The organism is Helicobacter monodelphidis (assembly GCF_003288845.1).
Taxonomy (GTDB): domain Bacteria; phylum Campylobacterota; class Campylobacteria; order Campylobacterales; family Helicobacteraceae; genus NHYN01.
The window spans coordinates 60,864-73,821 of sequence record NZ_NHYN01000003.1 but is presented as its reverse complement, the minus strand read 5'-3'; the positions used below and the strand labels follow the sequence as shown (position 1 = coordinate 73,821).

The window sequence follows — 12,958 nt, the reverse complement described above, 5'->3', positions numbered from 1 at the left end:
TATGGTTTTTTAGCAAAAAGTATTCCAACTTGTATATTTTTAATTCTCTTTTAGCAAATCACTATTATCTAGCATTACTCTTCTGTGACAATTCGCTCTAAAATTTCTTCTTGAAAGAATGCGAAATGTGTTATTGAATACCTGCTTTCTTGCGGAGAATCTACCACCAGAATGAGGCTACTTCCGAGCCTATCGCCTTCAATGGCATTTCTACATTCTAATTCTTCTTCCGTGCTTGTTCCTGAAAATAATAATTCTGTAATGCTTGAATCTTTTCGCTTGAAGAAATGATTATAAAACTCTAAACTTAACATATACACCTCTGAATTGAGGCTACAAAAAATGCCATTTTTGAGTTTTATCATATCAACTTTTTGTGAACGCATTTTGTCTAAATTCCCGCAATAAGGAAATAAAGAATGTGTTAAAACATAGCAGGGTAGTTGATTCTTAAATTGGTCATACAGAATCGTGAATTGTGGATAATAAAACATTTTGCGTTGCTTAATTAAGCGGTAAGGGATTTGTTTTTGTTCTAGCTCCATACGTTTCTTGTAGAGTGCAAGGCGAAGGGGTATAGGAAATTCTGCATAATGTTTTTGAGAAATTGGGCAGAATAATTCTGTGGGTTGTTTGCTGCTTTTATCGCGTTGTTTTGTGAGGGCGTATAAACATCCACAATAATTTTGACGATAAAGTTTTGCCTCTTTTGCGAGAGCTTGTTGTCGTTGTGTGCCACCTGAAGAACGTGTATCAAGAGAAATGAAGCCAAGATTGTATTGTGTAGAAATTTTTTCTCCCAGCGCAAATAATTCTTCTTGAGGCTTCATCGGGCTTGTGAGAAGAGTTGTGCTGATAAATTTTAAATTGAGTTGTTTTGCTTTTTTTGCAGTTTTGTGCAGTCGTACAGAAAAGCAAATTTCACATCGCTCACCTTTTTCAGGTGCGTCTTCATAACCTTTTGTTTGCACTAGCCAATGATTAAAATCATATTCTTCATCAATTAATTCAATGTCAAGCAAATTGCAACTTCGTTCTACATCAAGTAATCGCAGTGTATATTCTTCAAAGGGATGAATGTTTGGATTGTAGAAATAACCGATTATTTTTGTTGTGGGGTAGAGTTTTTTTAATTCACTTAAAAAATGATGGCTATCTACAGAGCAACAAATATGAACCAAGATACTTTGCGATACATTTTGCATATTTATCTCACAAAAAACATTTGTAGTGCATCAAATGCAAGGGCAATTTCGCGTTTAAAATGCACCATAATTGCAGGAATAATCACGATAAGCACCATAAATGCAAGGCTAATTTTAACGGGGAATCCGATAACAAGAAGGTTGAACTGCGGGTGCGTTTTCATAATCATACCAAAAATAATATCTGATAGTAAAATCAAGGCAGCGATGGGAAATGCCATTGTAAAGCCGATTAAAAAAAGGTTTGTGAATGCCTTGACAATATAAGGAACAATATGGGGGGAAAACACGAATCCGCCAAGCGGAATTTGCGTGAGAGAAAAAGCAACAAATTCTAAGATGAGGTGGTGAAAATTTGCTGCTAACAATATCAATAATGCAAGCATAACGATGATTTGTCCAACAATGGCTTTTTGCGTTCCAGAAACGGGGTCAAAAGCACTAGCCATCGTCAAACCCATACTAAAGCTAATAGTTTCACCTCCAAAATTAATCATTCCAAAGACAATTTGTAGAAATACAGAACTTAAGAATCCTAGCATAATTTCCGATAAACCACCCAGAATAAAGGCAATAGGTTCCATAGGTGGAATTTGATGAGGTACAATAGGATAGAAAAGCAAAGTCATATAAAGCGTTAATGCTCCACGAACACTAACAGGAATGAGTTGATTTTCAAAGAAAGGAAAGAATGTGAAAACCCCGGCGAAACGAAGCAAGAGGAATAAGAAATTTGCCACCCCAGCATCTGTAAGAAGTGAAACAAGTTGCATTCTGAATCCTAGCTAAGAATTAACTGCTGTTCTTTTAATTCATAACAATGAGAGCAACATTTAGCCAAACCTTTATCGTGCGTAACAAGCACCAAAAGGGCATTTTGTTCTTGAATGTAATCAAACAATGCTTCCATCACATTAAAAGCGGTTTCTTGGTCTAAGTTTCCTGTTGGCTCATCAGCAAAGATGATTTGAGGTTTTTTTGTGAGAACTCTTGCAATAGAAAGTCTTTGTTGTTCTCCTCCAGAGAGCTTACCTGCATAGTGGTTAAGTAAATGTAGGATTTTAAACTTCTCAAGTAAGGTTTTATCGATTTCTTGTTGTGTGAGTAAGGCTGCAACTTGAAGGTTTTCAATGGCGTCAAAACCCTTAAATAGATAGTGAGATTGAAAAACAACACCAACTTTATGTCGGCGAATTGCAAGAAGGTCATCAGTTTTTAGTCGATAAATATCCTGCCCAAAAAGATTTACACTCCCTTTTTGTGGACGCAAAAGCGTGGATAAGATATGCAAAAGTGTGCTTTTTCCGCTCCCACTCAAACCCACAATTGAAATGCTCTCGCCCGCCTTACCTTGCAAGTTTACAGAATGAAACAAAGGGTAGTCAAAAGTGTGTTCTAGCCCCTTTGCTTCTAGTAGCATAAACTCCCCTTAGCCCATTTGTGCAGCAACTTCAGCTGCAAAATCTGTTTTTTGCTTTTCAATACCCTCACCTAACTCAAAACGTATATAAGCGTGAACATGAATGCTATCTCCTAGTTTTTTGTTCTCTTCTGCTAAGATTTGGTCAATACGTTTTTTGTCGTCGACAATATAGAATTGCCCAAGAAGTGTAAGACGTTGGTCTAGCAAAGTATTATCTGCAATAAAACGTTCAATTTGCCCCGGGATAATACGTTCCCAAATATTTTCAGGCTTGTTTTGTGCCTTCAATTCTTCCTTTAACCTTTGTTCTTCTTCTTTGATAATTTCCTCTGTAATCTCTTTTTTGGAAACAAATCGAGGAATTTTATGTAAAGGCTTTTTGAGTCGTGCCAATTCTTCATTTTCTTTTTCCAATTCAGCAATTAATGCAATTTTTTCCTTTTGGATAAACTCATCATCAAATTCTTTATACGAAACTACTTGTGGCTTCATTGCAGCTGCATGCATTGCAAACTTTTTTGCAAGATCAATCGTAGCTTCCTTAGATTCCGGTTTTGTGCATGTAAGTGCAATAAGAACGCCTACGCGCTTATTGGTGTGGACATAACCATTGATGATTGTTAGCGGACAATCCGCCTTAAGTGTGTGCAATCGTCTTAAAACTAGATTTTCTCCGATTTTTGCAATATTAGCTTGTAAGAATTCATTGAAAGCGGTACCTTGAATATCTAAAGATGTAATGTCGTCTACCGTTGTAATCTCTTTGCTGAAAACAGCCTGTGTTGTTTTTGCGACTAAGTCTTGAAAGGTCTCATTTTTGGCAACAAAGTCTGTTTCTGAATTAATTTCAACCATTGCAGCTTTTGAGAAATCATCCGCAATTTGAATTGAAATTACACCCTCGCTTGCTACCCTATCAGCCTTTTTAGAGGCTTTAGAAAGTCCTCTTTCGCGCAAAAGGTCAATCGCTTTATCTAAATCCCCGTTTGTTTCTACAAGCACCTTTTTGCAATCCATCATAGGTGCGTCTGTTTTGGAACGTAATTCTTTTACGAGTTGTGCACTAATATCTGCCATCATTTTTCCTTTTTATTGCTGAACTTTATCGACAAGAGCCGCCATTTCTTGCATTTCTGATTCCGTTGCTTCATCGTCCAGTGAAGGTGTTTTTTGTTGCTTTAATGCCTCTTCTCCACCCTCAGCAAGTGCACGTCCCTCCAAGACAGCTTCAGCAATTTCTTTACAAAACAGTTGAATGGAGCGAATCGCATCATCATTACCCGGAATTGGGTAATCCACGCAATCAGGGTCGCAATTTGTGTCAAGTGGTGCAATTACTGGAATGCCTAATCGCCTCGCTTCAGCAACTGCAATTCTTTCTTTTGCCGCATCAATGACGAAAATCATATCGGGTGCTTTTTTCATGTGTCGCACACCACCTAAATATTTTTCAAGTTTTTCTTTTTTGCGTAAAAGCATCAATTTTTCTTTTTTTGTGAGTAGGTCAATTTGCCCATTTGCTTCAATTTCTTCAATATTTTCAAGCTTACGAATAGATTTGCGAATTGTCGAATAATTTGTGAGCATTCCGCCTAACCAACGATAATTAACATAAGGTGCATCAATTTTGTTTGCATATTCTTTAATGGTTTCACTGGCTTGCTTTTTTGTTCCAACAAACATAATGACTTTTCCCTCTGCTGCCGCATCCTGCACAATTTTATAAGTGTAGCGAAAATAACGCAAAGTTTTTTGCAAATCAATGATATGGATATTTTTTCTTACACCAAAAATAAATTTTTTCATTTTTGGATTCCAACGCCTTGTTTGATGCCCAAAATGCACACCGCATTCTAAAAGATCTTTCATTGTTACCATTTAAGGTCTCCTTGATTTGATTTTGCCGCCATACCTTCATAAAATGTCGTCCATTTCATCGCAAGGATTGAGGTATGTGTGAGCTACTTATTTAAAAATAAGGGCTCTCATTCTAGCAAAAAAGATTTTAAATTTCAATGAAGATTGGCTAGAGATTTTAAAAGGACTAGCCAATAGGTTGGATTTAGAAGGAGGGGAGAATCGCACCTTTATATTGATTGTTGATGAAACGTTTAATATTATCGCTTTGTAAGGCTTTAATTAATTCTTGAATATCCGGGTCATTCTCATTACCACTTTTTACGACAAGAATATTTGCGTAAGGGGATTCTTTGTCCTCAAGAGCAATAGCATCTTTAAGCGGATTGAGGTCAACTAAAAGTGCAAAGTTTGTGTTGATGACTGCGGCATCAACTTCATTCAAAACGCGTGGAAGTTGTGCACCTTCTAATTCCTTAAATTTTAGTTGTTTCGGATTTTCTGTGATGTCATAAATTGTAATCAAATCACCCTTTTTTAGTTTGATTAACCCTTCTTTTTCAAGTAATCGCAACGATCTTGCAGCGTTACTAGGGTCATTTGGAATGGCAATTTCACTCCCATTTTTCAACTCACTGATTTTTTTAATCTTATAAGAATATAGCCCAATGGGTTCAACATGGATTTTTGCAACGCTAATAAGTGCTGTTTTTTTATCTGCGTTGAATGCCTTTAAGTAAGGTTCGTGCTGAAAGAAGTTAGCGTCTAAAGAACCCTCATTAAGGGATAAGTTAGGAACGACATAATCATTAAATTCTTGAATTTCAAGCTTAATTCCTTTTTCTTTCAAGGGTTTAACAACTTGTTCTAAGATTAAGGCATGAGGTTCTGGAGAAGCTCCAACAACAATTTTGCCATCTTTTGCAAATGCTGGAATGCACACACTGGCCGCCAATAAGAATCCGCATAAAATTTGACTACACTTCATTTTGTATCCTTCAAGAGGTGAATTTTGGGGAATTATAGCCTAAAAAACTTAATCTATACTAAAAAGCAAGTTAATTAAAAATATTTGATAATCGTATTTATAGATAAAATTAATTTTAAACTTTATTGTTTTTATAATGTTATTTAATACTTAAAAGTTTTTCAAGTCGTTGACAGCTACTTAATTCTGGACGATCTTCTCTTTCGCAACCCTTTTTATAGTAGTATTTTGCACGATTCAAATCCTTTGAGATAGGCAAAGTTTTCCCATTCTCGTTCCAAATTCCATACATATAACCATCGCCCACACGTGTGCAAATCTGATAATTTTTGGAGAATTTTGCTAGTCCCTGTGGATAAAAAGGTGTGGAGCAACTTTTTGCAGCTACCTTAATAGCAAGCTCTGGTTCATTAAAAGTTGTATAAATTTGACTCAATATGTCACAAGATGCACCATAATTGCGTTGAAAACAATGAGGGGATAGTAAGACTTCTACGCTTTGAATGTCTTTTGTCATTAAGCCTTGTTCTGCTGCTAGAGTGCATGCAAGTGAAGAACCTTGTTTGCATAATGCGATGATAGTTTCTGGTTGTGCGAATCCACCAGCAATTTTGCAATCTTCGCTATTACAAATTAGATTCTCATTATCTAGCCCAAAATCAAGTAAAACCAATCGTGTTTGCTTTAAAATTTCTTGCTTATCTATGGGTTGGAGTAGGGTATCAAAAACCCCTGAATACAGGTTTTCATAAAAAGAACGGCAACCATTAATGTTGAGGTGTTCGCACGATTTTTTAAGAAGTGAGAATGCAGTTTGTTTGTCTTGCAAGCTGATAGCAAGATTCCCTGCCTTTTCACAGCCCGAATAATCTCCTAAATTACACGCTTTTAAGAATTGAATGGAGGCAAGTTGTCTAGCTTGTGAATGATTTTCTTGCAAGAATTCTTCGCCCAATAAAAAGCATGCCTTTTTACTTCCTTTTTCGCATAACATAAACCATTCTTCACGATTTTTAGAATTAAGAAAAAAAGATTCATTGCAAGCTGTAATGCTACCCTTTTCACACGCTTCCTGATAAACCTGCATTGTGCCAATAGAGCCAAGATTAGCTTGTAAAAACAAGCGATAACCCTCTGTTTGTAACTCTTCTAGTTCAGATTCTAGTTGTTTTTCTGTTTCTATATCAGAAAGTGAAGAAGTGGCACAACCACTAAAAATAAGGAGGAGAAAAATTAAAAAATATTGTTTCATTATTTATCTTTATGGTGATTTGAAGATTGAATAATCTTGATGCGTGCATTCCAAATATTTTGATTTGCACAATTTTCACCCATTCCTAAAAGTTCTGGGTCAAATCCTAATTTGCACGCGGCAGAATAAAATTGCTTTGCTTCTTGAATGAGTGGGGCATTAATTGAGGATTTTTTTATACGCAGGGAATGAATAATTGCCCATTCACCCGCCATATAACATAAAAATGGATCGCCTTGTTTGCATTCTTCTTTGAGTAAGCTAAGAATTTTTTGTGAGAACTCTAAGCCCGATTTGTCTTTTTTGCCCAAACATCCTTGCACCGAATCCAAACTACAAGCTTTTTGGTAAAATTCTTCTGCTTTATTTGTGTCGCGTTCGACTCCATCACCACGTTCATAAATCCCTGCAATAATTGTGCATTCGTTACCTATGTTGGCTTCACAATTTCGCATTGCAAAAGTTAAAGCAAGTTGATCCATCTTTTGCTGTTGTTTGTGAATGCTATCTTGCTCTGATTCAAAACGTTTTTTAACAAGTGCAGAATCTTCATTAATATTGCTGATAATAGGTTTCCCAAAAACACTAAATGCACAACCTTCACCAAGTCCTAAATTGCAGGCATCTAAAGCGAGTTTTTGAGCTTTATCTTGCTGATTAGGTAAAAAGACAATGCGGTGAAACTCACGCATTTTGGCCTGTGCTTCTTGAATTTGACTATCTGTGCGAGGTTGCGTTGAAATTTCGGGATATTGAGAGCAGCTTATCAAGCTAAATAATGCAAAGATAGAGATTATCACAAATTTCATTGAGACACCCCTTTAATGATAGAGTCAATTTGTTGACAAAAGACTTCTAGGCTATTTGCAATATGATAAATATTGTCTTCTCTAAATTGCTTGAAAGAATCTTGTGTGTCATGTTTATAGAGAGATTCTAAGTGTATTTTAAGCTCTAAAAGATTTTTAGCAACAGGAATAAGCTGTGTTTGTGTAGCGGTTTGGATAATTGTATTATTAAATTTTAAACTTGCTGGAGCAAATAAAATAGAAGGCTTTAAGGTGGTAAGCGAAAAGCTGAATGCTGAAGTGGAGCAATCCGAAAGAAAAACATCTGCTTGATTAATGTGTGTATTCGAAGAATCTTCATCAAAAATAATGCGCTTTTGTTGTGCAAATTTTACTTTTAAAATCTGATAGAATGTATGTTGGTTTTGTACGCATAGGGGGTGAGCACGATAAATAATTTTATGCGATGTGTTGTTTAGTAGCCATTCTAGCAACATACTTTCCACCCCTCCAATTTTATTAATATGGACAAAGTCTTGTTGATAACGTAAAGTAGGAGTATAGGCAATTGTGTTTGATGGCTTTTTTTGGGTTTTGTAGTTTTTAAGAGATTCATCAAATTTAGGATAACCCATTTCTAATAATCTAACTTTTTTACCCTTCAAAATTTTTTGATACTTTTCCATTGCAATTTTACTTGGAACAGCAATATAGTCAATCGTATCGGTGGCACCCACTGCCTCAATAAGGCTATGAGGCAAGTAAAGTCGCTTTGCTGTTTTACTTAAAAAGGTTCTATCAACTTTTCCTTGATTATAGGAAACTTGGTCTGGTGTAATGATTAAATCAATGCCATCGACATGCACATCAATAAAATCATATTGTCCTTGCTGATTCTGAACTCTCCAAGGAATGGTGAATGCGTAATGTACACTTTTTTCTAGTGCGTCTTGTTTTTGCTGTTGTGTGGCTAAGATAAGATTGTATTTTTTTTTCAATAGTGGAATAATTGGCAAAAATACACTCAAATGAGAGCGATAAGTTTCATAAAAAAGTAAAAAAACAATATTTTTCTTTTCCTTTGAAAGGATAGAAGAAAATGTATTAACAATCTGTGATGAAAGCTGTGCCTTACTCATATTATGCTCCCCTCCAAAAAGGTTTCGTATTCCTCTTTTTGGGCTACCCAAAATTTTTGTATTTGTTGTATCGTGTTGTTGAGTTCGTGATAAGAATAAACAAAAAAAGAACATTTTTTCAAAATTGCAAAAAGACGGTCGTTTTGAATATCTAATCCGGTAAATCCAAGTAATGCAAAAATAACCGGTTTTTGAAAATAAAGTGTGTAGGGTAGTGCAATATATGCACTATCTGTCAACATAAATGCTGTTTTTTGTGCTTCCTTTAAAGAAGCAATTTGTTGCACAGAATTTGTTGCTAAGGATTCAAGCACGATGTCTGAATGTGTTTGTGTGGTTTGTGCGTTAGGGAGATAGAGAATTTTTTTAACTTTTTGAATCCCCAAAACATTTTCTAAAAGCATAACATCAAACATTGCATCAATATTTTGATGGATAAAATCTGTTCCACATCTTTTTGTGGGAGCGTAGACAATATTCATCACTGCCTACCCAAAAGAGATGGTATCATTCTTTAAGAATTCAAGGTCCAAATCACCTTTTTGATTAACTAATGCCTCTTGATTTGCTGCTGCTTTTTTCTGCTGTGCCGCTAAGTAAATGCGTGAAATAGCTTCAATTTTGCTGATATTGGCACGCGAAAGAAGTTGAATGTAGGCAAGAGCTAAAGCACCACTATCGCGTAGTTCTACCAATTCTTCACCTTTAAGTTCGTATAGACGATTTTCGTTAATGGTGTATAGGTTGTTAATGCTTTGTTCTTGTCCGATTACATTTACTTTTAAATCCCATTTTGTGAATAGATCTTTTTCACCCAAAAGCTCAATGGCACGCTTACCAATCACCCTCATTTTTTGTATTTCTTGTAACATCTTCACTTTATTGTCTAATTCTGCAGAAATTTCATCGTTGTCGTAGAATGCAAAGCCCTCTGATTGATTCTCTGTTAAAAGCCCACTATTTTGGTCAAAACATAAAATTTGTTCCCCATTTTTTTCCATGTAAACCAAAAATGGGTAAGTGCGGTAAGAAACAGGAATGTATTGCAAGTGAAAGTTTCCGTTTGCATCAACAAAAGGATTAACACTCTCTAAAAAAGAGAGAATCCCAAACAATTCAAATTCATCTTCTTTTTTGAAAAAAGCAAGAGGTAATTCCAAAGAGACTTGATTGGCTTCATTGAAAAGCACAGGTGCAACAGAATCGTTAGTGGCGTGAAGATAGTTTTTTATAGGTAAGAATCTCTTGTTAGAAAATTCTTCTTTACTGATGGCAAGAACTTGTTTTTCCATAATAAATTATTACTCCTTTGTTGGCTTTGTTAAGTAATTATACTCTGCTTTACCAAAAAACTTTATAAAGCGATGAGTTTAAGATTAATACATTCTTAACTCTATGTGAGGTAAAATCCTAAAATATTCAAAGGAGCGATAATGGATTATAAAGAAACACTCATTCTTCCTCAAACTACTTTTCCTATGCGTGGAAATCTTCCCCAGAATGAATCAAAACGTTATGAACGATGGCAACAAGAAAAAAAGTATCATATAATGAAGAATAATCGCCAAACTATAACGCAAAAGTTTAATTTACATGACGGTCCTCCTTATGCAAATGGTGAATTACATATTGGGCATGCCTTAAATAAGATTTTAAAAGATATGATTATGAAAATTTACTATTACAGAGGCTATGCTGTGCGTTATTTACCCGGTTGGGATTGTCATGGGTTGCCCATTGAACAACAAATTGAGAAAAAATTAGGTAAAGACAAAAAAGATGGTATGCCTAAAGAAAAAATCCGTGAGCTTTGTCGCAGCCATGCAGCTGAATTTATTGAGATTCAAAAAAAGGGCTTTTTGGCCTTAGGTGTGTTGGGTGATTTTGAGAACCCTTACAAAACGATGGAATTTACCTTTGAGGCGGAAATTTATCGTTGTTTGTGTGCTATTGCAAGTAAAGGTTTATTGTGCGAGAGAGAAAAGCCAGTGTATTGGAGTTGGGCTTGTGAAACTGCTTTGGCAGAAGCGGAGGTAGAGTATAAAGACAAACAAAGTGATTCTATTTTTGTGGGTTTTGATTTACAAAAAGATGCGTTAGAATCTTTGGGTGTGAGTCAGGCGGCTTTGGTGATTTGGACAACAACGCCTTGGACGCTTCCCGCAAATTTGGGGATTGCATTGCGTCCAGATACACCTTATGTTTTGAGTAGCGATGGTAAAATTGTTGCAAAAGAGCTTTTTGCACAATGTAAGGAAAATGGTGTGCTACAAGGTGAAATTGTAAAAGAGTTTAACTCAACATTGCTAGAAAATAAATTGGCAAAGAATCCGCTGAATGGGCGAGATTCTAAGATTCTCTTGGGCGATCATGTTTTATTAACCGATGGAAGTGGTTGTGTGCATACTGCACCAGGGCATGGGGAAGATGATTATCTTTTAGGGTTGCGTTATCAGCTTGGCGTTCTTATGCCGGTTGATGATAAAGGTTGCTTTGATGAATCTGTCGTCCATCTTGGGCTTTTACCTAATCCCGAATCTTTTGTGGGTGTACATATTTTTAAGGCGCAAGAAAGAATTTTAGAATTATTGGGTGATTCTTTATTAAAGCAGACTAAAATTACACATTCTTACCCTCATTGTTGGCGTTCTGGAAAACCGGTTATTTTTCGTGCAACAAAGCAGTGGTTTATTATGATGGATAAGCCATTTACTCAAGAAGGCAAAACATTGAGACAGGTCGCAGGGTATGAATTGCAAAAGGTGAAGTTTTATCCGGAAAATGGCGTTAAACGTATCGGTTCTATGATTGAAAATCGTCCAGACTGGTGCATTTCTCGTCAAAGGGATTGGGGAGTTCCTATTGCATTCTTACGCGATAAAGCAAGCAAAGAAGTTTTGCTAGATCCAGTTGTTTTGGACCATATTGCACAAATTTTTGAAAAAGAGGGTTGTGATGCATGGTGGACACATTCTGTTGCTGAATTGCTCCCTGATTCGTATAGCGATAAGGTAAGCCGTTTTGAGAAAATTAATCATATTTTAGATGTGTGGTTTGATAGTGGTAGCACTTGGGCTGCTGTGTTAAAATCTCCACATTATGATGCTGGGGATTATCCTGCTTCCTTATATCTTGAAGGGAGCGACCAGCATCGTGGTTGGTTTCAAAGCTCCTTGCTTGTGAGTTGTGCCATTCATGAACAAGCACCCTTTAAAAGCATTATCACGCATGGATTCACGATGGATAAGAATGGTGATAAGATGTCTAAAAGTAAGGGAAATGCGATTGTTCCAAGTGAAATTACGAAAGAATTTGGAAGTGAAATTCTGCGTTTATGGGTTGCAATGAGTGATTATCAAAATGACCAAAATATTTCATCAGACATTTTGAAGCAAAGTAGTGAATCTTATAAGAAAATCCGCAATACACTGCGTTTTCTTCTTGCAAATACAAATGATTTAGAGGTGTTGGAGCTTGATTCTTTTAGTAGTATTGATTTATGGATTTTAAATTTAGCGAAAAATGTGTTTGCACAAACAGATGAAGCATTACTGAATTATGATTTTTCTAAGGCTTGTGCGTTGTTGAGTCACTTTATTGTGAATGAATTAAGTGGAATTTATATGGATTTGTGTAAAGATATTTTGTATTGTGAATCTAAAACAAGCAAAAGGAGACGTTCTGCCCAAAGCGTGATGGCATTGATTACACAAAAACTTTTTGAGCTTCTTGCACCAATTTTAACCTATACGATTGATGAAGCTATTGAGCATTGTGGCGGATATTTAAAGTCTATTAATAGCGATGCATTCTCTTTATGTTATACGCCTATTACCCTCAATATTGAATTAAAAGAGGATTTTGATTCTTTGTTGGAGATTCGTTCTTTGTTTTTGGAGAAAATTGACATTCTAAAAAAAGAAGGGCGGATTAAATCTACATTAGAAGTTAGCCTGAAAACCCCTAAAAATACCTTTAAAGATTTGAATGTGTGGTTGATGATTAGTGAAGCAAGCGAGAATCTTGAAGCAAGCGAGATTTTAGAATCTTTTGAATATCAAAATGAATATTTTGAAATCCATCAAGCTAGATGGCATAAATGTCCACGTTGTTGGCAGTTTTTGAGTGACAAGCCTGAAGAGCTTTGTGGACGTTGTGCGGAAGTGATGCGAAATGTTTGATTTATATGCACCCGTAACCTGGAAAGAGATTCTTATTACAAGTATGATTATTTGGGTATTGATGGGAGTCTCTTATTTTTTATTCAAGAAAAAACACTAAATTTACATTTGTAAACTACCTATTA

At 35.8% G+C, this 12,958-nt stretch carries 12 protein-coding genes; 1 reads left to right on the top strand and 11 read right to left on the bottom strand.

Translation table 11 applies throughout. The features are described from left to right. Positions 1-74 precede the first annotated feature (74 nt). From CCZ01_RS02215 to CCZ01_RS02170, 11 genes are all read right to left on the bottom strand, one after another. Positions 75-1,205 (bottom strand): epoxyqueuosine reductase QueH, encoded by a 1,131-nt coding sequence (locus tag CCZ01_RS02215; RefSeq protein ID WP_112051609.1) that lies wholly within the window; start codon positions 1,203-1,205, stop codon positions 75-77. Between the two features lie 2 nt (positions 1,206-1,207). After that, complete coding sequence (gene fliR / locus CCZ01_RS02210; protein WP_112051608.1) at positions 1,208-1,978, bottom strand: flagellar biosynthetic protein FliR; 771 nt, start codon at positions 1,976-1,978, stop codon at positions 1,208-1,210. A gap of 8 nt (positions 1,979-1,986) precedes the next feature. Further along, complete coding sequence (locus tag CCZ01_RS02205; protein ID WP_112051607.1) at positions 1,987-2,625, bottom strand: ABC transporter ATP-binding protein; 639 nt, start codon at positions 2,623-2,625, stop codon at positions 1,987-1,989. Positions 2,626-2,634: 9 nt separating this feature from the next. Further along, on the bottom strand, positions 2,635-3,705 hold the full coding sequence (gene tsf, locus CCZ01_RS02200; protein ID WP_112051606.1) for a translation elongation factor Ts: 1,071 nt from the start codon (positions 3,703-3,705) through the stop codon (positions 2,635-2,637). Positions 3,706-3,717: 12 nt separating this feature from the next. Further along, positions 3,718-4,506, bottom strand: a complete 789-nt coding sequence (gene rpsB, locus CCZ01_RS02195) for a 30S ribosomal protein S2 (RefSeq protein WP_112051605.1) — start codon at positions 4,504-4,506, stop codon at positions 3,718-3,720. A 184-nt stretch (positions 4,507-4,690) separates the two neighbouring features. Then, a complete protein-coding gene (locus CCZ01_RS02190) occupies positions 4,691-5,473 on the bottom strand; it encodes a MetQ/NlpA family ABC transporter substrate-binding protein (RefSeq protein WP_112051604.1) in 783 nt (260 codons plus the stop codon). A 139-nt stretch (positions 5,474-5,612) separates the two neighbouring features. Then, complete coding sequence (locus tag CCZ01_RS02185; protein WP_112051603.1) at positions 5,613-6,725, bottom strand: SEL1-like repeat protein; 1,113 nt, start codon at positions 6,723-6,725, stop codon at positions 5,613-5,615. Beyond that, positions 6,725-7,534 carry a tetratricopeptide repeat protein gene (locus CCZ01_RS02180; RefSeq protein WP_112051602.1) on the bottom strand — a complete coding sequence of 270 codons (810 nt, stop codon included), beginning with the start codon at positions 7,532-7,534 and terminating at the stop codon, positions 6,725-6,727. The genes CCZ01_RS02185 and CCZ01_RS02180 overlap by 1 nt, the downstream gene beginning before the upstream one ends. After that, positions 7,531-8,652 carry a CDP-glycerol glycerophosphotransferase family protein gene (locus tag CCZ01_RS02175; protein ID WP_181566279.1) on the bottom strand — a complete coding sequence of 374 codons (1,122 nt, stop codon included), beginning with the start codon at positions 8,650-8,652 and terminating at the stop codon, positions 7,531-7,533. The genes CCZ01_RS02180 and CCZ01_RS02175 overlap by 4 nt, the downstream gene beginning before the upstream one ends. Next, the gene (locus CCZ01_RS10210) at positions 8,649-9,134 is read right to left on the bottom strand and encodes a hypothetical protein (RefSeq protein ID WP_146745202.1); all 486 of its coding nucleotides are present in this window, start codon (positions 9,132-9,134) and stop codon (positions 8,649-8,651) included. The genes CCZ01_RS02175 and CCZ01_RS10210 overlap by 4 nt, the downstream gene beginning before the upstream one ends. Before the next feature lie 6 nt (positions 9,135-9,140). After that, entirely contained in the window at positions 9,141-9,944 is an 804-nt protein-coding gene (locus CCZ01_RS02170; RefSeq protein ID WP_112051600.1) for a SapC family protein, read from the bottom strand. Between the two features lie 141 nt (positions 9,945-10,085). Here CCZ01_RS02170 and ileS point away from each other — a divergent pair, with 141 nt between their 5' ends. Continuing rightward, a complete protein-coding gene (gene ileS / locus CCZ01_RS02165) occupies positions 10,086-12,833 on the top strand; it encodes an isoleucine--tRNA ligase (protein WP_112051599.1) in 2,748 nt (915 codons plus the stop codon). Positions 12,834-12,958: the final 125 nt, after the last annotated feature.

Excerpts from the sequence above, each read along its gene's own strand:
- fliR (WP_112051608.1), bottom strand. The coding sequence starts at position 1,978 with ATGCAACTTGTTTCACTTCTTACAGATGCTGGGGTGGCAAATTTCTTA.
- CCZ01_RS10210 (WP_146745202.1), bottom strand. The coding sequence starts at position 9,134 with ATGAATATTGTCTACGCTCCCACAAAAAGATGTGGAACAGATTTTATC.
- CCZ01_RS02205 (WP_112051607.1), bottom strand. The coding sequence starts at position 2,625 with ATGCTACTAGAAGCAAAGGGGCTAGAACACACTTTTGACTACCCTTTG.
- CCZ01_RS02185 (WP_112051603.1), bottom strand. The coding sequence starts at position 6,725 with ATGAAACAATATTTTTTAATTTTTCTCCTCCTTATTTTTAGTGGTTGT.
- CCZ01_RS02170 (WP_112051600.1), bottom strand. The coding sequence starts at position 9,944 with ATGGAAAAACAAGTTCTTGCCATCAGTAAAGAAGAATTTTCTAACAAG.
- rpsB (WP_112051605.1), bottom strand. The coding sequence starts at position 4,506 with ATGGTAACAATGAAAGATCTTTTAGAATGCGGTGTGCATTTTGGGCAT.
- CCZ01_RS02215 (WP_112051609.1), bottom strand. The coding sequence starts at position 1,205 with ATGCAAAATGTATCGCAAAGTATCTTGGTTCATATTTGTTGCTCTGTA.
- tsf (WP_112051606.1), bottom strand. The coding sequence starts at position 3,705 with ATGGCAGATATTAGTGCACAACTCGTAAAAGAATTACGTTCCAAAACA.
- ileS (WP_112051599.1), top strand. The coding sequence starts at position 10,086 with ATGGATTATAAAGAAACACTCATTCTTCCTCAAACTACTTTTCCTATG.
- CCZ01_RS02180 (WP_112051602.1), bottom strand. The coding sequence starts at position 7,534 with ATGAAATTTGTGATAATCTCTATCTTTGCATTATTTAGCTTGATAAGC.
- CCZ01_RS02190 (WP_112051604.1), bottom strand. The coding sequence starts at position 5,473 with ATGAAGTGTAGTCAAATTTTATGCGGATTCTTATTGGCGGCCAGTGTG.
- CCZ01_RS02175 (WP_181566279.1), bottom strand. The coding sequence starts at position 8,652 with ATGAGTAAGGCACAGCTTTCATCACAGATTGTTAATACATTTTCTTCT.